The organism is Parasphingorhabdus sp. (assembly GCF_048269865.1).
Classification (GTDB): Bacteria; Pseudomonadota; Alphaproteobacteria; order Sphingomonadales; family Sphingomonadaceae; genus Parasphingorhabdus.
This window is the reverse complement of record NZ_JBLWUA010000004.1, coordinates 202,197-224,182: the sequence shown is the minus strand read 5'-3', so window position 1 is coordinate 224,182 and position 21,986 is coordinate 202,197. Positions and strand designations below refer to the sequence as shown.

Below are 21,986 nucleotides of genomic sequence, written 5' to 3'. Positions count from 1 at the left end.
TAGGCGGTCTTTGAACGGTTTTGAAGGCAATTCTGACTTGCACCGCTGATTGATCTGACTAAACGAAGGCCCATATTGAAAGTCAGGAGCTTATGACCGAACCGAAGACGTTATACGAGAAAATCTGGGATGCGCATGTTGTCGACCAGCGCGATGATGGCACGGCGCTCATCTATATCGACCGGCATCTGGTGCACGAAGTCACCAGCCCGCAGGCATTTGAAGGCCTGCGTCTGGCAGGACGCAAGGTGCGGCGGCCGGATCTGACGCTTGCGGTTCCCGATCATAACCTCCCGACCACCGCACGGCTGGATGCCGAGGGGAATAAAATCCCGATCGCTGATCCGCAAAGCGCCGCGCAGTTGGAAGCGCTGGAGGCCAATGCGCCCGCGTTCGGTATCAAATATATCGGCGCCAGCGATATCAATCAGGGCATCGTCCATGTGATCGGGCCGGAACAGGGCTTCACCCTGCCGGGTACAACGATGGTGTGCGGCGACAGCCACACGGCGGCGCATGGTGCGCTGGGGTCGTTGGCATTCGGCATTGGCACCAGCGAGGTCGAGCATGTGCTGGCCACGCAGACGCTGCAGCTGACCCGCTCAAAATCCATGGAAATCCGGGTTGAGGGGCTGCTCGGCCCCGGGATCAGTCCGAAAGACCTGATCCTGCATATCATTGGCGTTATCGGCACCGCTGGCGGCACCGGGCATGTGATTGAATATCGCGGTGAAGTGTTCGAGCAAATGTCGATCGAGGGGCGTCTGACCGTCTCCAATATGTCGATTGAGGCGGGCGCACGCGCTGGTCTGATCGCGCCGGACGAGAAGACCTTCGCCTATCTGAAGGGCCGCCCGATGGCTCCGAAAGGCGCGGACTGGGATGCGGCGGTCGCTTACTGGAAGACGCTGCCGACGGACGAGGGTGCCACATTCGACAAGAGCGTGACCATCAACGCTGCCAACGTGTCGCCGACGGTGACCTGGGGGACCAGTCCGGAGGATGTTGTTCCGGTCAACGGAACAATACCTGCGCCGGAAAGCTTTGCCGACGCATCCAAGCAGAATGCGGCCCGCAAGTCGCTGGACTATATGGGTCTCGAGGCCGGACAAGCACTGAACGAAGTGGTGGTGGAGAATATCTTCATCGGCAGCTGCACCAACAGCCGGATCGAGGATCTGCGGGCTGCTGCTGCTGTTCTTGACGGTCGCAAAAAGGCAGATAACGTCAAATGGGCGATTGTCGTCCCGGGCTCCGGACTGGTCAAGGCGCAGGCCGAGGCCGAAGGGCTCGACCGGATTTTTACCGAAGCCGGTTTTGAATGGCGCGAGCCCGGTTGTTCGGCTTGTCTCGGCATGAATCCGGACAAGGTGCCAGCGGGTGAACGCTGCGCATCAACATCCAATCGCAATTTCGTCGGGCGGCAGGGTCCGGGTGCCAGAACGCATCTGATGTCCCCCGCCATGGCCGCCGCTGCCGCTGTTACCGGCAAGCTGACCGACGTACGCGAACTCACAAGATAAGAGGTTGATATGAGCGACGACAAAAAACAGAAAAAACCGTCTGGTTCCAAGCCGGCCAAGAGCAAGGACTCGCAGGGCACGGAATCCGGGTCATGGTCGACGGGTGCCAAAGTCGGCGCGGCGATCGGCTCGGCTGCGGTTGCGGCCGCCTTGCTATATGCCGGACGGCACCAGATGAAAAAGCACGACGATTTCAAGCCGGTCAAGGGCAAGCCGCTGCCGAAATATGAGAATGAGCCGGACTATGATGACGGCGACGATGATGCAGAGCTGAACGACAAAAGCGAAGAAGAATAGATATGGAACCAGTCAATCGCGTTGAGGGACGTGCTATCCCGTTCGGTCAAAAAAATGTCGACACCGATGTCATTATCTCCGCCAAATGGCTGAAGACAATTTCGCGCGAAGGGCTTGGCGAGGGCGCGTTTGAGTCGATCCGGGCGCAGGAAGGCAATGTGTTTGATGATCCGGAATATGCCGGTGCGCCGATCCTGATCGCCGGCGATAATTTTGGCTGCGGCTCGAGCCGGGAACATGCTGCCTGGGCACTTGATGACATGGGCATCAAAGCGGTCGTTGCCCCGAGTTTTTCGGATATTTTTGCCGGCAACGCTTTTAAAAACGGGCTGCTGGCGATTGCCTTGCCACAGGAAGCGATCGACCGGCTGATGGAGGTCGCCAAAACCGATCCGATCACCATCGACATGGAGAGCATGAGCGTCACGACGCCGTTTCAGGATCGCTTTTCTTTCGAGATGGATCCGTTCCGGCACCAGTGTCTGGTTGAGGGGCTGGACGAAATTGACCTGACATTGGCGAAGGCCGATGCCATAACACGGCACGAAATGAACAATGATTCTGCGCAACCGTGGCTCAAGCCCGTTGCGGCATAGAATCGCAAAAAAGATCTCAGGGAAGGGAATGATATGAAGGCATTGATGTCAACCAAAGTGGGCGGACCGGACACGCTGGAGATGCTGGATGTCGATGATCCGGTCGCTGGCAAGGGTCAGGTACTGATCGATGTCAAAGCCTGCTCGATCAACTATCCCGACGTGCTGATCATCCAGGATATGTACCAGTTCAAGCCGCAGCGGCCCTTTGCGCCGGGCGGGGAAGTGTCCGGCGTCATTGCAGCGGTCGGAGAAGGCGTGGAAGATCTGAAGGTCGGCGACCGGGTTGCCTCGACCACCGGTCACGGCGGGCTGGTCGAGAAAGTGACGGTCGACCGGAACAGTGTTTTCAAAATTCCGGACAGCGTCAGCTTTGAAGATGCATCCGCTCTGCTGCTGACCTACGGCACCTCAATCCATGCGCTGGTCGATCGCGGCCACATCAAGGAAGGCGATACCCTGCTGGTGCTCGGCGCATCCGGCGGCGTCGGTATTGCTGCGGTCGAACTGGGCAAGGCCTTTGGTGCGCGGGTGGTTGCAGCCGTATCGTCGGAAGAAAAGGCCGCCTTTGCCAAGGACGCCGGTGCGGACGAAACCGTGGTCTATGAGCGCGCGCCGTTCGACAAGGACCAGTCCAAGGCTTTGGCAGCGCAGTTCAAGGCCGCTGTTGGTCCGAATGGCGCGGATGTCATCTATGATGCTGTTGGCGGCGACTATAGCGAGCCCGCCGTGCGTTCGATCGCCTGGGAAGGCCGTTTTCTGGTGGTGGGCTTTCCCGCCGGCATTGCGAAGCTGCCGCTCAATCTGACCCTGCTCAAGTCCTGTGACGTGTGCGGCGTGTTCTGGGGCGCTTATGCGATGCGCGATCCGAAGGGCAATCGGGCGCATATCGACCGCCTGTTCGACCTGTGGGAGCAGGGGCGTATCCAGCCGCGCGTGTCCGAAACCTTTGCCTTTGCAGATGCCGGCAAGGCGATCCAGAAAATGGCGGACCGCGGTGCAATCGGCAAATTGGTGGTCAAGGTCGCCGATTGATTGGCCAACGCCACTTGCGGCGGCCACCGGTTATGCCTATTTTCATATCAACTCAGATCAAGGGAAGCTCATGACGAATTTTAAAGATCGCGAACAGGCGTTTGAAGCAAAATATGCGCGCGATGAAGAGATGCTGTTCCGGGTGACCGCGCGGCGGAATCGCCTGCTCGGGCAATGGGCGGCGGAAAAAATGGGCCTGACGTCTGAGGAAACCGATGCTTACGCGAAAGAAGTTGTGGCCGCTGATTTTGAGGAAGCGGGCGATGAAGACGTCGTTCGCAAGCTTCTGGGCGATCTGACTTCGGCTGGTGTCGAGATGGACGATGCTGGCATTCGCACGGCTCTCGCCGAAAAGACGATCGAAGCCCGTCGCCAGTTCATTGAAGAGGCTAAGTAACCCCCTATGCCTATGGCAAGTGCAGATATTGAGGCGATGATCCTGGCAGCCTTTCCAGATGCTTCGGTAGAGATTACCGATCTGGCTGGCGACGGCGACCATTATGCGGCAAAGGTAACGTCCGCCGCTTTCGCAGATATGAGCCGGGTGAAACAGCATCAGGCAGTATACGCTGCGCTAAAGGGGAAAATGGGCGGTGAATTGCACGCGCTGCAACTCACGACGGCAATCCCCGACTAGGAGAATATATATGACCGATGTAAACGCGAAAATCGAAGCGGTGGTGAACAGCAATGATGTGGTGCTGTTCATGAAGGGTACGCCTTTATTCCCACAATGCGGCTTTTCCAGCCGGGCTGTCGCCATCCTGGAGCATCTTGGAGTCGCTTTCGATTCCTTCGACGTGCTGCAGGATATGGAGGTTCGCCAGGGCATCAAGGATTATTCCGACTGGCCCACCATCCCGCAACTCTACGTCAAGGGCGAGTTTGTCGGTGGCAGCGACATCATGATGGAAATGTATGAGGCCGGTGAGCTTGGCGAATTGATGGCCGAGAAAAAGGTTGCTCCCGCTCAGGCCTGAACGCCCGTCGGCGCGACCGGCTTGATCCAGAAATAAAAAACGGCTCGGTCTAGGAGGACCGAGCCGTTTTTATTTGGGGTAAGCTTGGGTAAGCTTTGTCGAAACTTTTATGAGAGGGGACAACAGAGACCAGTCGATTGTCCCCCTCATATGTTCCTCCGGAAGGAGGATTGGGAAGTGAAATTCAATATGTACGCGCTTCCCTATGCATCGGCTGTGCCAGTTCTAATAAACCGTTATAATACAGATGCTTAAATGGTTTATAAATTTTAGATGCTGTTACATGTGTAAGATATCTCGACAGGCGGATATTTTTCGACAAACGACCCCTGAACATCCACCAACGACGTCGCCGGGAGAAACCACTGTTTACATTCGTGGTCGAATAAACTACGCATGTAGTCACTGACACATATCAACAGGGGAAAAACATCATGACCGAGCGCATTAGCGATGCCGAACATGCGGTTATGGAAGTCCTCTGGAAACGCGCTCCGATGACTGCAACCGAAGTGGCGGATCAGGTCGCTCACGAGAAGGACTGGTCGCTACAGACGGTCAAGACACTGCTGTCCCGGCTGGCGGCGAAAGCGGTTGTCGGTACCGAGCGCGACGGGCGTCGCTTTCTCTATTCGCCGCTGGTTGAGCGGGATAGCTATCTCGCCGGCGTATCACGAAATTTTGTAGATCGGCTTTTCGGGGGGAAAGTCACGCCATTGGTCGCTCATCTGGCCGAGGCCGATGAGCTGAGCGCCGATGATATCCGGGAAATCGAGGAGTTATTGAGGGAGTTGAAAAAATGACTGGGGAATTGAACGACTGGATTTGGGACACCATGCTTTCGATGACGCTGCTGATGCTGCTGGTGCTTGCAATCCGTAAACCGGTTAGCCATTTTTTCGGTGCCCGTATTGCCTATCTGCTCTGGATTTTACCATTGGCGCGCCTGTTCATGCCGACGCTGACGCTCGAGGCGCCTGCGGAAGTTGGGCCTGCGATTGCTTTTGTACCGACTGTGCCGACGGCGGCAGGTTCCGAGCTGGTCGCGTCGGTTCCGGCCCAGTCCAGCGCATTTGCCGCGCTGGCTTCGCTGGACTGGATGATGATTGCGCTGATTCTGTGGCTTGGTGGTGCAGGCTTGCTGTTTATCAGCAAACTGGCGTCCTATCTGCAATTCCGGGAAGATATCGTCGCTGATGGCCATCTGATTGGCCGGCATGATAATATCAAGATTCTGGAAACCGCCGCAGTTGGTGGGCCGCTCGCTTTTGGCCTGTTCGAGAAATATATCGCGGTTCCCACCAATTTCTTCCGCGACTATGCGCCGCGGGAGCGCGAACTGGCGCTGGAACATGAGATCGCGCACCATGATTCAGGCGATCTGGCCGCCAATTTTGTCGGCTTGACGATATTGTCCCTGCACTGGTTCAACCCGGTGGCCTGGTTTGCCTGGATCGCATTCCGGCAAGATCAGGAAACGGCCTGTGATGCCAGGGTGCTGGCGCAAAGCGGGCGGGACGTGCGGGCAGTCTATGGCCGGACCATTGCCAAGTCGGCGTCCGGTCACCGGCTGGGTCTGGCCAGTCCGCTCAATCAGAAAGACAAGATCAAGGGTCGTTTGAAAATGCTGGGCCAGGCCGAAAAGTCGACGTTCCGCAGCCGATTGGGTGCAGGAATGGTCGCGATTGGCACGATCACGGCGCTGCCATTGACTGCCACGGTTACCTATGCGGAAGCGGTGGATCCAGTGGAGCCGGTGGACATGATGATACCTGACGCACCGTCGGCACCCACTGCGCCCGTGCCGCCGGCGGCTCCTTTGGCTCCTCTTGCGCCGGTGGCTCCTGACGCAGATGACGTCACCAATATCACGATGCTCAACGGTCGTAAAAATTATGACCCTGCGGACGATTATGTCCATCGGATAAAACATAATGGCAGGACCATCGTGTTGCGTACGAACAAGCAGTTGAGCGAAAAGGAAATCCGTAAAATGGTGGCGGAAGCCGAACGGTCGCGGCTCGAGGCAGAAAAGGCGTTGCGCGAAGGCGAAATGGACCGGCAACAGCAGCAATCGATCATGAGCGAAATCGACCGGGATTGGGCGCAGGTTGAGCAGGAAATGCAGCAGGAACTGAGGGAGGCCCGCCAGGAAGTGGTGGAATCTCAGCAGGAAGCGCGCGAAGCCAAAATTGAAGCCTGGAATGATGCTCGTGAGGCGCAACGGGAGGCAACGCAAGACGCTCGCGAAGCACGGCGGGAAGCTCTGCAAGATGCCCGTGAAGCCCAGCGCGAGGCCCGGGAAGCGGCAAGGGAAGCGCGTAGCAGTAGCAGAAGCAATAGTAGCAACTCGGCCGCACGAATGACTTCCATTTCATACACTACCAGCGGCAAGATCAGCGGCCCTGACTGCACGGCGATGAACAAGCAAATTGCCATGGCAGGCACAGACAGCCTCACCGGCCAGGCGTGGGCGGTTGTTGCCGGTTGCGGCGGCTTTACAGTTAAGGTGGACAAGACGGCTGTGCTTAAGGCAGCATTGGCGGACTTGGAAAAAGGCCGCATCGAAGCGGCGAAATGCAAGGACAGCCAAGCGGATCGCGCCCGGAAGCTCAAGGAATTCGATCGCAGCATCGCAAAAGTAAAGGCACAGCTGTCGATGACCTGAGCTGAACCGGTCACGTACAAAAATGGCCAAGGGCGGTTCGTTTCACGGATCGCCCTTTTTCATGGTTGTTTTATGGGCTAAATATGCCACATCAGACCCATGGACTTTGACCCTTCGCTATATCCCACCGGTCTGTGCGAACAGATGGAGCCGCTCGTCGGACGCGTGCTCGCGGGCAATCCCAGTCCCTATACCTATACCGGCACGCAGACTTATATCGTCGGCAACCGGTCAGATCGGACAGTCATCGACCCCGGACCTGCGGACGAAGCGCATATCGAGGCGATACTGGCGGCGGTTGGCGAGGCGGATATCCGCGCGATCATGTGCACGCACACCCATCGTGATCACAGCCCCGCCGCAGCCCCGCTGGCGGCTCAAACCGGCGCTCCGATCATTGGCTGCGCGCCGCTGGTCCTGGAAGCGGACGGCCCGCGGGCCGATGAGAGTTTTGATCGGCTGTACAGACCGGATCGAATTCTTGCCGACGGCGAAACGGTGGCGGGTGATGGCTGGACCATCGAAGCGGTGGCGACCCCGGGGCATACGTCCAATCACTTATGCCTGGCGGTTCAGGAATCCGGCGCCATGTTCACCGGCGACCATGTCATGGCCTGGTCGACCAGTGTGATCGTGCCGCCCGATGGCAATATGGCCGATTATATGGCGAGCCTGCAGAAGCTATATGAGCGCGAGGATAAAATCTATTATCCCGCCCATGGCAAGAAGGTCAGCAACCCCCGCCAGTTGGTGCGCGGTATGATGGGGCACCGAAAACAGCGCGAGCGCCAGATTATGAAGCTGTTGCAAAGTGGTCCTGCCGCCATCGTCGACATGGTGCCGCAGATGTATAAGGGTCTGGATCCGCGGCTGAAAGGCGCTGCCGGTCAGTCAGTGCGCGCCCATCTGCTCGACTTGCTGGATCGCGGTCTGGTGGAACGGTCCGGGGAGCTCTGGAGCAGCCTGCCGTGAACAGTCGTTGGTCCTGGCGCGTCTGGCTGCCCTTTGCCATCATCGGCGGATTTCTGATCCTGATCATCGTGCTGGCATGGATGCTGTTTGCGCGCGTTGAGAGCAGTGTCAGTCCCGACCCGGTCTCGATCGCCAATGCCAGTCTGAACCATATGCAGGAGCAGAACCGGCTGACGGTATTTTCGGCGAGCTACAATGCCACGGTCACCACCACGCTGACCAAGCTTGGCCTGTCGGCGCGCAAGACCCTGATCATGCCCGGAAGCGTTCGCTACGAACTGGATATGGCCAAGCTCGACGCGGACAAGGTGCGCTGGGACGCGCGCGACGATACGCTCTATGTCGAAATTCCGGCGATCGAGATAGCCAGGCCGGAGGTGCATATCGACCAGATCCAGACCTATGACGACGGCGGCCTGCTGATGGCGCTAACCGATGCCGAGAATGTGCTCGAAAAGGCGAACCGCAAAAAAGGCGTCGAGGAACTGGCGCGGCAAGCGCAAAATCCGGTGCAAATCCGGCTGGCACGAGAAGCAGCGCGGCGCGCGGTGCGGCACAATTTCGCGGTGCCGCTGCAGGCGGCTGGCGTGGAGGCCAAAATTGACGCTTTCTTCCCCTATGAGCGCAGCCGTTACAAGGAGCGGTGGGACTATTCGCGGCCGATCCGGGAGGTACTGGCCGAACAGCAGAAAAAGAGGGAAGAAGCGCAATGAGGGTGCATGTTTTCGCCATGGCGGCAGCGCTGCTGACGCTAACCGGGTGCGAGCGCAGTCCGACGCCGGAGCCGCTGTCACAGACCGCCAGTTTCACTCTGCCGGAGCCCATCAGCAATAACGCAGTGGCTGTCGCCGATGGCCCCGACGGGCCAACCCTGTACAGTTTCAACGGTCTCAAAGCCGGCAAGAGCTGGAAAGACACCAGCAACGCCACCTATGCCTGCGTGATTGCAACCGAAACCTGCAAGATTATTGCTTCTGTTCCGGTCCCCGAAGGCCGGCTGGCCAGCGCGGCGGTCAATGTCGGCGGTAAAATCTATATTTTCGGGGGCTATACGGTTGCGCCCGATGGCGATGAGGTCTCGACGCCGGACGTCTTCGCCTTTGATCCGGCAACCGGGCGCTATGTGCAAAAGGCCGATATGCCGACACCGGTCGATGATGCGCTTGTTTTGCCTTACCAGAACCGGTTTATCTATGTGATTTCCGGCTGGCACGACGAAGGCAATGTCAGCATTGTGCAGATGTTCGACACACAGACCGGGACCTGGACCGAGGCGACCCCTTTCCCCGGCACGCCGGTATTTGGCCATGCGGGCGGGATAGCGGGCAACAGCATCATCGTCAGCGACGGGGTCGCGACGGTTTTTGCCGACGGCAAGCGCAAATTTGTACCCGCGAAACTGACCTGGCGCGGTGATATTGATCCGGAGAATCCAACGCAGATCACATGGCGCGGAGTGGATGCCCATGCCGGTTCCGCGAAATACCGGATGGCGTCCGTGGGCGACGAGGCGGGACAGCGGATCATTTTCGCGGGCGGCGGTGACAATCCCTATAATTACGACGGCATCGGCTATGATGGCGTGCCGGCCAGTCCGTCGGGCGGCTTTTTCGCCTATGACCTGAAAAGCGACAGCTGGCAGGAACTGGGGCGGCTGGCCGAACCGAGTATGGACCATCGCGGCCTCGCCCGCGCCGGCCAGGACTATTATATTTTGGGCGGGATGGATGCCGGGCAGAATGTGACCGACCGGATTGTCAAGTTCCGGATCAGCAATTGATTTCCATTGGGCGGTAACTTGCTCTAAACTCGCCGGGAATCAAAAACTCCGTTTGCCCTGAGCTTGTGAAAGGGCAGCTTGAGCATGCTTCGGCAGGATCAGCACGAACGGCAAAAGGAATTGGAATTTTAAAATGGACGCACGTGGTGGAATTGGTGGCAGCTTGGCCGGGGTCGATATTGTCGAGGAAATCAACAAGCTGCGCAAGGAACGCAACGCGATCATTCTCGCCCATTATTACCAGAAGCCGGAAATTCAGGATATTGCCGATTTTGTCGGCGACAGTCTCGAATTGTCGCGCAAGGCGGCGGAAACCGATGCCGATGTGATCGCCTTCTGCGGTGTACGATTCATGGCCGAAACCGCCAAGATCCTGTCGCCAGAGAAGATTGTTATATTGCCGGATATGGATGCCGGTTGTTCCCTGGAAGACAGCTGCCCGCCCGACAAGTTCAAGGCGTTCCGCGACGAGCATCCCGACCATATCGCGGTGACCTATATCAACTGCTCGGCTGCGGTGAAGGCGCTGAGCGACATCATCGTCACCAGCTCTTCGGCGGAACATATTCTGTCGCAAATCCCGCTCGACCAGAAGATCATCTTCGGCCCCGACAAGCATCTCGGCGCCTATGTGTCGAAGAAATCCGGCCGCGACATGCTGCTGTGGCCCGGTGTCTGCATCGTCCACGAAGCGTTCAGCGAGACCGAACTGCTCAAGCTTCAGGCCCAGCACCCCGGCGCGCCGGTAGCGGCGCATCCGGAATGCCCCGCCTATATTCTCGATCACGCCGACATGGTCGGGTCGACCAGCGCGATCCTGAAATTCGCCAAGGAATTTGAAGGCGACACGATCATCATCGCCACCGAACCGCATATCATCCACCAGATGGAAAAAGCGTTGCCCGAAAAGAATTTCATCGGCGCCCCCGGCGCGGACGGCAACTGCAACTGCAATATCTGCCCGTATATGGCGCTGAACACGATGGAGAAGCTCTACGTGGCGCTGCGCGATCTGGAACCGCGCATCGAGATGGACGAAGAGCTGCGGCTGCAGGCGCGCAAGTCGATCGACAAGATGATGGAAATGGCGAGCGCGACGGTCGGGCAGGGGGATCTGGGGCCGACTGATTTGGCGCATGAGGGGTAGTTGCCAAAGTTTAAGGTCATGATTCAGGGGGTCAATATTCCCATGAATGATGGGCTTTACGGTTTCTATACCACTAGATTTATCCAAGCCTTGGATGCGAAACGCGCAGAGCTAAAAGTCGTCGACTAGATAAGGGTTGAATTCAGAAAGACTCATTCTGTTGCTGCTCTCAATAGTGCAAAGACGTGAATTGACCTTAAGGATATAAAGCAGGTCGATAAATTTCCGAGACGCCGTAGCGGGGGTTATTGTTGGTTTGATCAAGCTGAGGATAGTTCGGGCCAATCAGCGGTCGATTTGGAACGAGAAGCTTACTGGGTATAGTTTGCGTAAACTGGGTTCCCGCCTTCGCGGGAATGACATAACTTTTTGTGAATGAAACTCTCTTGTCATCCCCGCGCAGGCGGGGATCCAGTTGGCGCTCTCTTCCGGGCTGATCATCCGTTGAGAGTGTCAAACAGATCGTCCCAGTCCGGATTGCTTTCCTCGATCAGCCGCAATTTCCATCCTCGGTTCCATTTCTTGAGCGCCTTTTCACGGGCGATGGCGTCTCGTACATCGGCGAACGGTTCGATAAGGACCAGCCGTGTCACCTGATATTTCCTGGTAAACTCTGAACCCTTGCCGTTTCGATGCGCGATGATGCGGGCAGCGAGACTGTTGGTGACGCCGATGTAGAGAGTTCCGTTGCGCTTGCTGGCGAGAATATAGACATGATAGCGTTGAGGCATGGCCTGTTCTAACTGGGTTCCCGCCTTCGCGGGAATGACAAAGCGATGGGACGGATTATCACTTTCGGACAATTGTTTGACCTTCTCCCGTGAGGGAGAAGGACACGTAGCCTTATCCGCAGGATTAGGCGCAGTTGGATGAGGGCGTTCGGAATTCTGTAGCGCAGTTCTCGCGTCAGGGAGAAGGCATATTCCCGCTTTCGCCAGACGGTCGATTGGGTTAGGTCCGTTGTCATGACATTCTCCCTTGACCGCTTCGATCTCGACGCTTTCGTCGCTGCCACTCTCGCCGAGGACCTCGGCCCAACCGGTCGCGATGTCACTTCGGAGGCGGTGATCCCCGCCGAGGCGATATTCTCCGGGGTGATGGACAGCCGCCATGATGCGGTGATCGCCGGGCTGCCGATTGCCGAGGCCTTTTTCCGCCATCTCGATACCGATGTGGAGATTGAAATCCTGGTTGCGGAAGGCGAAGTGGTCGAGGCTGGCGCTGATATCATGCGCCTGAAGGGCAAAGGCCGCGCGATGCTGACCGCCGAGCGCAGCGCGCTCAACACCGTCCAGCATCTGACCGGCATTGCCAGCATGACCCGCGCCTATGTCGACCGGATCAAGGGCACCGGCTGCACTCTGCTCGATACGCGCAAGACCATTCCGGGGCTGCGAGTGCTGGAGAAATACGCGACGCGGATGGGCGGGGCACAGAATCATCGCATGGGCCTGTGGGACGCGGCGATGATCAAGGATAACCATGTTGCGGTTGCCGGTTCTGTCGGCGAAGCGGTCCGCCGGGCGCGTGATGCGGGCGTCGAGAATATCATCTGCGAAGTCGACCGGATCGACCAGATCGAACCGGCGCTGGCGGCGGGGGCCACGCATGTGCTGCTCGACAATATGGAGCCGGCGACCTTGCGCGGCGCGGTGACGCTGATTGGGGGACGGGTGAAAACTGAAGCGAGCGGCGGGGTGACGTTGGAGACGATCCGCGACAAGGCGGAAACCGGGGTCGATTGTATTTCGGTCGGGCGTTTGACGCAGTCGGCACCGGCGGCCGATATCGGGCTGGATTTTGAGCAGGTTTAACGATGCTCGTTGTTTCAGGGTCCATGGCGCAGCCATTTGCTGGGCGCCAGCAGAGGCACCATGAATGCTGAAACAAGTTGTGCATGACGAAGAAGGTGGGGACTGATCCAGATATGGCGAAGAATCGACCCCGATCAATAATCTGGTTTGACTGGTTTTACTGGAGTTCGGTATTTGCCAGTTATTTGGGAGATCGAATTTTTGATGAGACAAGCATCGGCTCTATTTGGATAGAAATTATTTATTTAGGGTTAGTGGCTTTGTTCTGGTATTTAATAGCTCGCCGGGCCAATAATATTTTCAAGTGGATATATGCGGTTCTCGCTTTCATAGCAGCCGGCCTTTATGGATTGTTTGTGATAATCTCTGCTTTTGAACTCCAACTTTTTGGAGATAATATGCCAGAAATATCCTTGGCTGAACTCACCTTGGGCTGCGTTATCAATATTCTGTCTATAGGTGCGGCAATTTGCCTCTTTTTGAACCCTTCGAGAATTTGGTTTGAGTCCAAGGGCCGGGTCGTCAATGACGAAGACCATTTGGGGGATGTTTTCGAGTGAAGTTTATCTGGGTTTCTATTTTGGTTACCGCGCCGACACTCGCTCAAGCCCAATCCTACCAATGTAGCCCACCATCCGGCCTGAGCGCTCCCGCCGAACGCAAACCCGGTTCCGAACCCCGCCGCGCCAAACCGGTTACTGGCTATACGCTGGCGCTCAGCTGGTCTCCCGAATTTTGCCGACTCCGCAAGGACAGCCCGCGCGACAAGACACAATGTAGTGGAGACGATGGCAGTTTTGCCTTCATCCTGCACGGTCTTTGGCCGGAAACCCGCGGGCCCGGCTATCCGCAATGGTGCGCATCGACGAAGCCGCTGCCGCCTGCGGTCGTGAAGCGCAATTTCTGCATGATGCCGAGCACGAAGATGATGGCGCATGAATGGGCGAAGCACGGGACCTGCATGACCAAGCGGCCGGAAACCTATTTCCGGGTGTCGCGGATCATGTTCGATGCGGTGCGCTTTCCGGATATGGACCGGCTGTCGCGCAAACCGCTGACCACCGGCCAGTTCCGCAACGCCTTTGCGGCGGCCAATGACGGGGTGACGCCGGATATGGTGCGGCTGAAGGTCAATGCCCGCGGCTGGCTGCAGGAGGTGCGCTTGTGTCTGGGGCAGAGTTTCCGGCCGCAGCGCTGCCCGGTCTATATGCGGGCGGTGCAAGAGGATGAGCCGGTAAAGATCTGGCGTGGGGGTTAGTGGAGCGCTATCCTGTGCCCCTGCGCAGGCAGGGGCCCATCTCGTGCAAACCCGTCTCAAGCAAATGGTGCTTGTGCGCGATATCTAGCGGTCAGCGAACCAAATTGCCTTTGGTCGGAAAACGCCATGACAGGAGATGGGCTCCTGCCTGCGCAGGACCACAAAACGCTAGCCGTCGATCGTCCGCGTTCCGGGATGATGCTTGTCGAGATGCTTGCGGATGATCTTCAGATTCTTGGTGTTCGAGCGCCAGAAAAAGTCGAACACGTCGCCGGCGAACGGGATCGCGCCGAGCGCAGTGTCGATGCCGACATTGGCCGCCATACGGGTGAGTTGCAGCTTTGACATGCCGAGATTGCGGGCCTCCCAGACAATATAGGCGCCCATCAGCGCCGTGACGAAATCGCCGACCACAGGGACCAGTCCAACGATCGAATCGAGACCGATCGGCCGGTTGATACCGGGAATGACAAAGGCGCGTTCCAGCACTTTTTCCATCGCCTCCACACGGGCCCGAACCGCTTGCGGATCGCGACTGACATCGGGCAATTGTTCGGCGAGGCGCTTTAACTGTTCTTCGGAAATGGCCATGGGACCTCCCTGTCCAATATTCATACAGTCAGGATATGGGGATGCCGACCAAGGCGTTCAATGGATGCCATCCGCGCGCATTGACGGCAAAGCCGCGCTGGCCCGGCCTGGCAATCGACCAGCGGATCGGTACTGCGATCGGGATAAAATTATAGTGAGCGACCAGCATCTTTTCGACTTCGGCGTAGAGGCGCGCCTTGATCTGCAGGTTGGTGGCGGCATCGGCCTCTGCGATTTTGGCGTCCGCATCGTTCAGGCAAACATCGGTCTTGGTGCAGGTGAACTGCTTCAAAAACCATGGGGCGCTGTCATAGGGAGCGATCTCGTCGATCAGCTCTACATCGGCTTCGTCGCTGTTTCCCACGCTCCTTGCATCCAGCCCCACCCTTCTGAGATCTGACTGGATACGCTTGAACAGGATACGGGCCCCGGGCGCATCGGCGAGGGCGATGGTCAACGGGACCACCGATCCCTCCGCCGCTTTCCACTTGCTGACATGGTTTTTTGCAAAGGCGATGCGGTCCTGCATCGTCATGCTCGCCCAGTCGGGATAGCTGTTGATCCCTTCGACGTCGAGCGCTTCCGGGATGATTTTGAGACGGCTCTGCCAGGCGCTGACTTTGGGAAAGGAGGTAAGCAGGGCCGGGCGGTTGATTGCCATCGCCAGGATTTCCCGGTTCGCCGGTACCGCCCAAAACCCGTCGGCCCGGATGAACCGCAACCCGAACAGCCCGGCAACTGGATCCAGCCGCAAATCGCCGCTGCTGATGTCTGCTGCATCGACCAGCGGCAGGTCGTGATATCTGCCGTTCAGGACGACCTGCACCGCGCCTGATCGATAACGGGCGATGGCACTGGCCGCGCGCTCGGCGCGCAAGGAAACCCAGCGATCGTCCTCCTCCTGCGTTTCTGCGTCATCCTCCGAAGATTGATCGAACTGACCCAGTTTGATGCCATTCTCTTCGCTCAGCAGGCGCATCGGGCCAGCGCCGTGACCGGCCCTGAAAAGGCCCATTTCGGGCTGAGCCAGCAGCTGCAGAAAATTCGGGTGCGGTGCGTTCAATCTGATCTCAATGACGCGGCCGGTCATCGACACAACCTCATCGACCGCCGTTACGTCGTAGCGCAAACGGCTGTTCCGCAGCTCGGAAAAGCGCTCACGCAACAACCGTGCGACCCGCTCGGCCGTGATTTCCCGGCCGTCATCCCATTTCGTATCGAAGAGCCGGAAAATATAACTCAGCCCGTCATCGGTTACGATCCATCGGGCGGCAAGGGCAGGGACGACCCGGCCTTCCTCATCCAGTCCGACCAGACCTTTGGCGATTGCCGCGCGCATCGTGGAAGAGGCAAAATTGAGGCGGGTGCCAACCGGGTTGATCCGCGCATCGCCGTCTTCGACCGCGGTGACTCGCACCTGATCCTCATTCCCCGCAAAGCCGCAGCCTGCAAGCAGGCTCGCAGCCAGTGCAGCCGTGATACAATTGAGCGAGAATCTTGTGCGGAAAATCATCACTGCCTTATACGCAAGGTGCGGCTGGGATGCACATTGGAAATATTATCTTCCCATCCGGCAATCCGCTCTGCCACCAGACTGCGTGTTACATAAAAATAGAGCGGCAGGATCGGCATGTCGGCGATCAGTTCCGCCTCTGCCCTGCGCATCAATTTCTGCCGTTTCAGCGGATCGGGCTCGGCGATGGCCCGCGCCAGAATGCGGTCATAGGCCGGATTGCTGTAGCCGGAATAATTGCCCGCACCATTGGCCTGCTGATGCACCAGCAGAAAATTTTCCGGCGTTGGCAGATCGGCAATCCAGCCCGACCGGGCGAGCGCAAATTCGTGTCGGCGGAGCGCCGCAAAATGCAGGGCCGCTTCGCTATTGAACAAAGTGGCTTCCACTCCGAGCGGTTTCCACATCGCGGCCATCGCCACCGAAACCCGGCGATGTTCAGCCGAACTGTTGAACCGGATTTCGAACCGCAATGGCCGGTCTGGACCATAGCCCGCCTCTGTCAGCAGGGTACGGGCGCCTTGCAAACGCTTGGCGCGCGGCCAGTCGGCCCAGGAGGGGCGCACCGGCGTCGATCCGCTGAGACCGGGCGGCAACAGGCTCCAGGCCGGAATATTGCCGACCCCAATCACCTCGTCAGCGATCCACTCGCGCTCCACTGCCATCGACAGCGCCATCCTGACCCTGCGGTCGTCAAACGGCGGCTTCCGTGTGTTGAAGGCGAAATAATAGCTGCCGAGATAGGGGACGCTGTGCGCTACGGCAGGGTGGTTCTGCTTGAGCCATTGATGCCGGCTGTCCGGATAATCTGACGCGACATCGGCGCCGCCGGACAGGAACAGCCGGAGAGCGGACAGGCTATCTTCCATCGGCTTCCAGATGATTGCAGCCGTCGGCGCCTGGCCATCGTGCCAGACCGGATTGCGCTCCAGCCGCGCGTGGTCGTTGAGCTTCCACTCGGACAATGAATAGGGCCCACTGGTGATCATCGGACGGTCGGACGTCCATTTATCGCCCGCTGCCTGGATTCGGTGCAGCGGAATAGCCGCCATTGCGGGATGCGCGAGCAAGGCGGGCAGGGACGGGTCGGGGGCGGTGAGGGTGATGATCACCCTGTCTTTGTCGGCCGCTTCCAAGGTCTTGATATTGCCGAACAGAGCGGTTGCCGCTGCTGCCGTTTCCGGGGCGCGCAACCGTTGCAAAAGGGCGGGGAAAAGCGTGGCATCAATGGCGGTGCCGTCGGAAAATTGCAGGTTGTCGCGCAGCAGGAAGGTCCAGCGCAGCCCGTCCGGGGCGATCGTCCAGCTCTTGGCCAATCCCGGCTCCGCCAGGCCCTCGGCATCGAGGCGAGTCAGCCCCTCGAACTGGTCGGCGGCCACCCGCAGCGACGAAAGATCAGAGATTTTCTGCGGATCGAGGCCCTTGATTTCCGAGTCGGACAAGCGGACGATCTGATCGGGGCCGGGTGCTGTGTCTACCGACGGTCCCGTGCCGCACGAGATCAGCATCATGATCATGGAGAGAAAAGCGAGATAACGCATGAGGGCTGTCTAGATGTTTTTGCTGGCTCGACAAAGCGGAACTCTTATGCTGTCCGCCTGGATGAGGAGAATGGCCGCATGACCGGTTTGCAATATGATATTTCCACAATCGGTGAGGTCGGCCCTGCCATTCTTGCTCTGCTGCCGGAAATTGCCGCACGGGCAGAAGAAACCGAAAAGGCGCGGCGATTGCCGGCCGATCTCGCTGCAAAACTCGCGGCCGCCGGTGCTTTCAATCTGTCGAAGCCCGCAACGCTTGGCGGACTTGAGCTTGCACCACTCGACTTTATGAAAATTGTCGCGACGGTTGCCGAGGCAGATGCCAGTGCGGGCTGGTGCGTAATGATCGCTGTAACCTCCACATTGGGAGCTGCCTATCTGCCGGAACCGGCCGCGCGCGAAATATGGGGGCCGGACGATGTTATCACCGGCGGTGTTTTTGCGCCGATGGGAAAGGCTGAGGACAAAGGCGACCATTATCTGCTCAGCGGCCAGTGGCAATGGGGATCCGGTTCGGCCAATTGTTCCTGGCTGGGCGGCGGCGCGATGATATTCAAAGACGGTGAATTGCAGAAATTCGACAATGGCGCGCCCTATCACCGGATGCTGTTTTTCCCGGCCAAAGAGGTCTCCTTCATCGACAGCTGGCATGTCGCGGGTTTGAAGGGTACGGGATCGGGAGATTTTTCGGTTGAGGCGTTGAAGGTTCCGAAGGATCGCAGCGTTTCCTTCGTCGGCGACCAGCCCCGCAATCCAGCAGCGCTGTACAAATTTCCATTGTTCGGGCTGCTCGCACTGGGTGTGTCGTCGGTTGCTCTCGGCAATGCTCGAGTGGCGCTGGAAGAGATCAGAACCATCACGATCCACAAGAAGACTCCCGGCGGTGGTCGCTCAATGGCACAGCGGGCAACGGTTCAGGTCGAATTGGCACGGTCCACGGCGCAACTGGAAGCGGCGTTCGGCTATCTCGAAAATGCCATTAAGCGATGCTGGGAGGAAGCACAGGGGAATGACGCAATCTCTGCGAAGAGCCGGGCTAATCTGAGGCTTGCCTGTGCTCATGGCACCGAAACGGCGGCGGATGTCTGCAAGACGGCCTTTACACTGGGCGGCGGTGCTGCGGTATATTCGGACAATGGGCTGCAACGCCGTTTCCGCGATGCCCATGTCGCGACCCAGCACATCGCCACAGCACCGGCGGTTTTTGAACTGGCGGGCCGCGTCCTGCTGGATCAGCCGGTCGATATGGCGATGTTGTAACGGTCAGCCGAAAGGACGGTTCAACTGGACGATCTTCGCATTGAGAACAGCCGCGAAGGATACCCACAGGATGTAGGGCAGGATCATCAGGCCAGCGAGCGGCTCCAGACTCCATGTGATATACAGCATGGCGACGACCGATAACCAGAGGAAGACAACTTCGACCAGCGCCCAGTCCGGCCGCTTATATTTGAAAAACAAGGGCGACCAGAGCAGGTGGAACAGGAAGTTGGCTGCGTAAACCCAGATGATCATCGTCTGTTCACCTGCGCTATCGGCCTGGTTCCAGGAGAGAACCGCAGCCCAGGCGGCAAGGCCGAGGATGATCGTCCACGCGGGCCCGAACAGCCAGTCCGGTGGCTGCCAGCTGGGTTTCTGGAGATCCCTGTACCACGAACCAATATCCGTAAGCAGGCCTCCGACACCTCCGAGAATGACGGCCCAGGCTATGGCTGCGATGATAGGCGAGTTGAGCATGGGATGCCTTGCAGATGGAGTGGGCGCTATTGTCGCCGGTCGCGATGTGCCGATTCTAGAGCATTTGGCAGCCGAATCAATCGCATCGTTATCGAAGAGCGCGTAAAACTGGTGCGGACGGCGGGACTCGAACCCGCACACCCATTTCGGATAGCAGATTTTAAGTCTGCTGCGTCTACCATTTCGCCACGTCCGCACCGGTAGATCCAACCTTCGGTCGGAGCCTAGCGACAAGCATTATTGCGAGCCTGCGGTCAAGTGCGTAGGCAAATTAAATCGGTAAACGGTGGCTATTCAATTCTCGTTGAGCCGCTCGCGGATCTCTTTGCCGGGCTTGAAATAAGGCACTCTTTTGGCGGGAACCTCGACTGACTCCCCGGTCCGCGGATTGCGACCGATGCGCGGTTTCCGTTGGCGCGTGGAAAAGGCTCCGAATCCCCGCAATTCCACCCGGCCGCCTTCGGCCAGCTTCTGGCTAATCTGGTTGAAAAACAGATCGACGATTTTTTCGATTTCATCCGGCTTCAAATCCGGATTCTCTTCCGCGAGTTTTTCTAATAGTTCAGAACGTATCATCGGCGCGCCTTTCCGATTGTTTGGCGATCCAGCAGATTCTGCCGATTCAGATTCCAAGAATCGTTGGGTCAGCTAATCTACAGCTCTACTAGATGACAGAAATTGCATCCATTTTCAATCATCGTGGCAGAAAGGTAAAAATGGTGTGAATTAGACAGGCAAAGAAAAAGCCCACCCGGTGAAGGGATGGGCTTTTTCGCAATTCGCTGTCGCGGTTGAAGGACTATTCTTCCTTCTTTTTCAGTGCCGCACCGAGAATGTCGCCAAGGCTTGCACCGGAATCGGTCGAACCGAACTGTTCCACAGCCTGCTTCTCTTCAGCCAGCTGATGGGCCTTGATCGAGAAATTCGGTTTCTTGGAACGGTCAAAGCCGGTGATCATCGCATCAAGCTTCTGACCAACCTGGAAGCGGTCCGGACGTTGCTCGTCGCGGTCGCGGCCCAGATCGCTGCGTTTGATGAAGCCGGTCGCGCCATCGTCGCCCATCTGGACTTCGAGGCCGCCATCGCGCACTTCGAGAACGGTAACGGTCGCAACCGAACCCTTCTTGAGGCCGCCGGTATCGGCACCACCCATAGCAGGTGCACCTTTTTCCAGCTGTTTCATGCCAAGCGAGATGCGTTCCTTTTCGACATCGATGTCGAGAACGATTGCTTTGACCTGCTCACCCTTGTGGTGAAGGTTGAGCGCATCTTCGCCGGAAATGCCCCATGCGATGTCGGACATGTGAACCATGCCGTCGACGTCGCCTTCAAGGCCGATGAAGAGACCGAATTCGGTCGCGTTCTTGACTTCGCCTTCAACCGTGCTGCCGATCGGATGCGTATCCGCAAAGTCGGTCCATGGGTTGGACTGGGCCTGTTTGAGGCCGAGCGAAATACGGCGCTTCTCGGTATCGACTTCGAGAACGATGACTTCCACTTCCTGCGAGGTCGAAACGATCTTGCCGGGGTGAACGTTCTTCTTGGTCCAGCTCATTTCCGAAACGTGGACAAGGCCTTCGATGCCTGGTTCCAGTTCGACAAATGCGCCATATTCGGTGATGTTGGTGACCGAACCGGTAAGCTTGGTGCCAACCGCATATTTTTCGCTCGCGCTGTCCCATGGATCGCTTTCGAGCTGCTTCATGCCGAGCGAGATCCGCTGGGTGTCCTTGTTGATCTTGATGATCTGGACTTTCAGCGTGTCGCCGATGTTGATCATCTCGTTCGGGTGGTTGACCCGCTTGTAGCTGAGATCGGTAACATGCAGCAGACCGTCGATGCCGCCGAGGTCGACAAACGCACCATAGTCGGTGATGTTCTTGACCACGCCTTCGGTGACCTGACCTTCGGCCAGGCTCTCGATGAGGCCGGAACGCTGTTCGGCACGGGTTTCTTCAAGAATGGCGCGACGCGAGACAACGATATTGCCGCGCTTGCGATCCATTTTGAGAATCTGGAAAGGCTGGGGAATGTCCATCAGCGGAGTCACGTCGCGCACGGGGCGGACATCGACCTGGCTGCCGGGCAGGAAGGCTACGGCGCCGTCAAGGTCAACGGTGAAGCCACCCTTGACGCGACCGAAGATAACACCTTCGACGCGATTGCCGTCGTCATATTCTTTTTCCAGCTTGTCCCAGCTTGCTTCGCGGCGGGCGCGGTCGCGGGACAGCATGGCCTCGCCATTCACATTTTCGATGCGGTCGACATAGACTTCGACTTCGTCACCGATGGAGATGTCGGCTTTTTGACCGGGAGCGGCAAATTCGCGCAGCGCTACTCGGCCTTCTGATTTCAATCCTACATCGATGACAGCCATGTCATTTTCGATGCCGGTTACGGTGCCTTTGACAACGCGGCCTTCAAAGCCTTCGTCTTCGCCACCGAGTGATTCGTTTAACATTGCCGCGAAATCGTCGCGGGTTGGAAATGCCGTTGAGGCCATATGGTTCAATCCTTGATAGTCAATTTTTCTG

General features: G+C 57.9%; 24 protein-coding genes and 1 tRNA gene. 17 read left to right on the top strand and 8 right to left on the bottom strand.

Going from position 1 to position 21,986, the window contains the following annotated elements:
- The first annotated feature begins 92 nt into the window (after positions 1-92).
- The 13 genes from leuC (at position 93) to nadA (ending at position 10,998) form a co-directional block, all read left to right on the top strand.
- Positions 93-1,523, top strand: coding sequence for a 3-isopropylmalate dehydratase large subunit (gene leuC, locus ACN0WW_RS07250; protein ID WP_417610908.1), 1,431 nt, complete (start codon positions 93-95; stop codon positions 1,521-1,523).
- Between the two features lie 9 nt (positions 1,524-1,532).
- Complete coding sequence (locus ACN0WW_RS07245) at positions 1,533-1,820, top strand: hypothetical protein (protein WP_417610906.1); 288 nt, start codon at positions 1,533-1,535, stop codon at positions 1,818-1,820.
- Between the two features lie 2 nt (positions 1,821-1,822).
- A complete protein-coding gene (gene leuD, locus ACN0WW_RS07240) occupies positions 1,823-2,416 on the top strand; it encodes a 3-isopropylmalate dehydratase small subunit (RefSeq protein WP_417610904.1) in 594 nt (197 codons plus the stop codon).
- A gap of 33 nt (positions 2,417-2,449) precedes the next feature.
- Positions 2,450-3,451, top strand: coding sequence for an NADPH:quinone oxidoreductase family protein (locus ACN0WW_RS07235; protein WP_417610902.1), 1,002 nt, complete (start codon positions 2,450-2,452; stop codon positions 3,449-3,451).
- A 70-nt stretch (positions 3,452-3,521) separates the two neighbouring features.
- The gene (locus ACN0WW_RS07230; RefSeq protein WP_417610900.1) at positions 3,522-3,848 is read left to right on the top strand and encodes a DUF1476 domain-containing protein; all 327 of its coding nucleotides are present in this window, start codon (positions 3,522-3,524) and stop codon (positions 3,846-3,848) included.
- A gap of 6 nt (positions 3,849-3,854) precedes the next feature.
- Positions 3,855-4,088: a BolA/IbaG family iron-sulfur metabolism protein gene (locus ACN0WW_RS07225; RefSeq protein WP_417610898.1), complete on the top strand. Its 234-nt coding sequence runs from the start codon at positions 3,855-3,857 to the stop codon at positions 4,086-4,088.
- Positions 4,089-4,098: 10 nt separating this feature from the next.
- Complete coding sequence (grxD, locus tag ACN0WW_RS07220; protein WP_417610896.1) at positions 4,099-4,431, top strand: Grx4 family monothiol glutaredoxin; 333 nt, start codon at positions 4,099-4,101, stop codon at positions 4,429-4,431.
- Positions 4,432-4,865: 434 nt separating this feature from the next.
- On the top strand, positions 4,866-5,234 hold the full coding sequence (locus tag ACN0WW_RS07215; protein WP_417610894.1) for a BlaI/MecI/CopY family transcriptional regulator: 369 nt from the start codon (positions 4,866-4,868) through the stop codon (positions 5,232-5,234).
- Complete coding sequence (locus ACN0WW_RS07210; protein WP_417610892.1) at positions 5,231-7,099, top strand: M56 family metallopeptidase; 1,869 nt, start codon at positions 5,231-5,233, stop codon at positions 7,097-7,099. The genes ACN0WW_RS07215 and ACN0WW_RS07210 overlap by 4 nt, the downstream gene beginning before the upstream one ends.
- A gap of 99 nt (positions 7,100-7,198) precedes the next feature.
- Positions 7,199-8,071, top strand: a complete 873-nt coding sequence (locus ACN0WW_RS07205) for an MBL fold metallo-hydrolase (RefSeq protein ID WP_417610890.1) — start codon at positions 7,199-7,201, stop codon at positions 8,069-8,071.
- Positions 8,068-8,784 (top strand): DUF4230 domain-containing protein, encoded by a 717-nt coding sequence (locus ACN0WW_RS07200; protein ID WP_417610888.1) that lies wholly within the window; start codon positions 8,068-8,070, stop codon positions 8,782-8,784. Before ACN0WW_RS07205 ends, ACN0WW_RS07200 begins: the two co-directional genes overlap by 4 nt.
- A complete protein-coding gene (locus tag ACN0WW_RS07195) occupies positions 8,781-9,851 on the top strand; it encodes a Kelch repeat-containing protein (protein ID WP_417610886.1) in 1,071 nt (356 codons plus the stop codon). Before ACN0WW_RS07200 ends, ACN0WW_RS07195 begins: the two co-directional genes overlap by 4 nt.
- A gap of 133 nt (positions 9,852-9,984) precedes the next feature.
- Positions 9,985-10,998 (top strand): quinolinate synthase NadA, encoded by a 1,014-nt coding sequence (nadA, locus tag ACN0WW_RS07190; protein WP_417610884.1) that lies wholly within the window; start codon positions 9,985-9,987, stop codon positions 10,996-10,998.
- A 437-nt stretch (positions 10,999-11,435) separates the two neighbouring features.
- Here the strand turns inward: nadA and ACN0WW_RS07185 are convergent, their stop codons facing one another.
- Complete coding sequence (locus ACN0WW_RS07185) at positions 11,436-11,801, bottom strand: GIY-YIG nuclease family protein (RefSeq protein WP_417610882.1); 366 nt, start codon at positions 11,799-11,801, stop codon at positions 11,436-11,438.
- Positions 11,802-11,963: 162 nt separating this feature from the next.
- Here ACN0WW_RS07185 and nadC point away from each other — a divergent pair, with 162 nt between their 5' ends.
- The 3 genes from nadC to ACN0WW_RS07170 all read left to right on the top strand — a co-directional run bounded on the left by nadC (position 11,964) and on the right by ACN0WW_RS07170 (position 14,070).
- On the top strand, positions 11,964-12,812 hold the full coding sequence (nadC, locus tag ACN0WW_RS07180; protein WP_417610880.1) for a carboxylating nicotinate-nucleotide diphosphorylase: 849 nt from the start codon (positions 11,964-11,966) through the stop codon (positions 12,810-12,812).
- 83 nt (positions 12,813-12,895) lie between these two features.
- A complete protein-coding gene (locus ACN0WW_RS07175) occupies positions 12,896-13,372 on the top strand; it encodes a hypothetical protein (protein ID WP_417610878.1) in 477 nt (158 codons plus the stop codon).
- On the top strand, positions 13,369-14,070 hold the full coding sequence (locus ACN0WW_RS07170; protein ID WP_417610876.1) for a ribonuclease T2 family protein: 702 nt from the start codon (positions 13,369-13,371) through the stop codon (positions 14,068-14,070). Before ACN0WW_RS07175 ends, ACN0WW_RS07170 begins: the two co-directional genes overlap by 4 nt.
- 168 nt (positions 14,071-14,238) lie before the next feature.
- On the opposite strand, the gene ACN0WW_RS07165 is transcribed toward ACN0WW_RS07170, so the two are convergent.
- From ACN0WW_RS07165 to ACN0WW_RS07155, 3 genes are read right to left on the bottom strand one after another with little or no spacing between them, the layout of a single operon-like run.
- Complete coding sequence (locus ACN0WW_RS07165; protein WP_417610874.1) at positions 14,239-14,661, bottom strand: DUF4112 domain-containing protein; 423 nt, start codon at positions 14,659-14,661, stop codon at positions 14,239-14,241.
- Positions 14,662-14,689: 28 nt separating this feature from the next.
- Positions 14,690-16,174 (bottom strand): ABC transporter substrate-binding protein, encoded by a 1,485-nt coding sequence (locus ACN0WW_RS07160; protein ID WP_417610872.1) that lies wholly within the window; start codon positions 16,172-16,174, stop codon positions 14,690-14,692.
- Complete coding sequence (locus ACN0WW_RS07155) at positions 16,174-17,715, bottom strand: peptide ABC transporter substrate-binding protein (protein WP_417610870.1); 1,542 nt, start codon at positions 17,713-17,715, stop codon at positions 16,174-16,176. The genes ACN0WW_RS07160 and ACN0WW_RS07155 overlap by 1 nt, the downstream gene beginning before the upstream one ends.
- Positions 17,716-17,793: 78 nt before the next feature.
- Here ACN0WW_RS07155 and ACN0WW_RS07150 point away from each other — a divergent pair, with 78 nt between their 5' ends.
- Positions 17,794-18,975 carry an acyl-CoA dehydrogenase family protein gene (locus tag ACN0WW_RS07150; protein ID WP_417610868.1) on the top strand — a complete coding sequence of 394 codons (1,182 nt, stop codon included), beginning with the start codon at positions 17,794-17,796 and terminating at the stop codon, positions 18,973-18,975.
- 3 nt (positions 18,976-18,978) lie between these two features.
- Here the strand turns inward: ACN0WW_RS07150 and ACN0WW_RS07145 are convergent, their stop codons facing one another.
- From ACN0WW_RS07145 to rpsA, 4 genes are all read right to left on the bottom strand, one after another.
- On the bottom strand, positions 18,979-19,452 hold the full coding sequence (locus ACN0WW_RS07145) for a TspO/MBR family protein (RefSeq protein WP_417610866.1): 474 nt from the start codon (positions 19,450-19,452) through the stop codon (positions 18,979-18,981).
- Between the two features lie 109 nt (positions 19,453-19,561).
- Positions 19,562-19,648: transfer RNA gene (locus ACN0WW_RS07140), tRNA-Leu, on the bottom strand.
- A 98-nt stretch (positions 19,649-19,746) separates the two neighbouring features.
- Positions 19,747-20,028, bottom strand: a complete 282-nt coding sequence (locus ACN0WW_RS07135) for an integration host factor subunit beta (protein ID WP_417610864.1) — start codon at positions 20,026-20,028, stop codon at positions 19,747-19,749.
- A gap of 223 nt (positions 20,029-20,251) precedes the next feature.
- On the bottom strand, positions 20,252-21,955 hold the full coding sequence (gene rpsA, locus ACN0WW_RS07130; RefSeq protein WP_417610862.1) for a 30S ribosomal protein S1: 1,704 nt from the start codon (positions 21,953-21,955) through the stop codon (positions 20,252-20,254).
- Positions 21,956-21,986 lie beyond the last annotated feature (31 nt).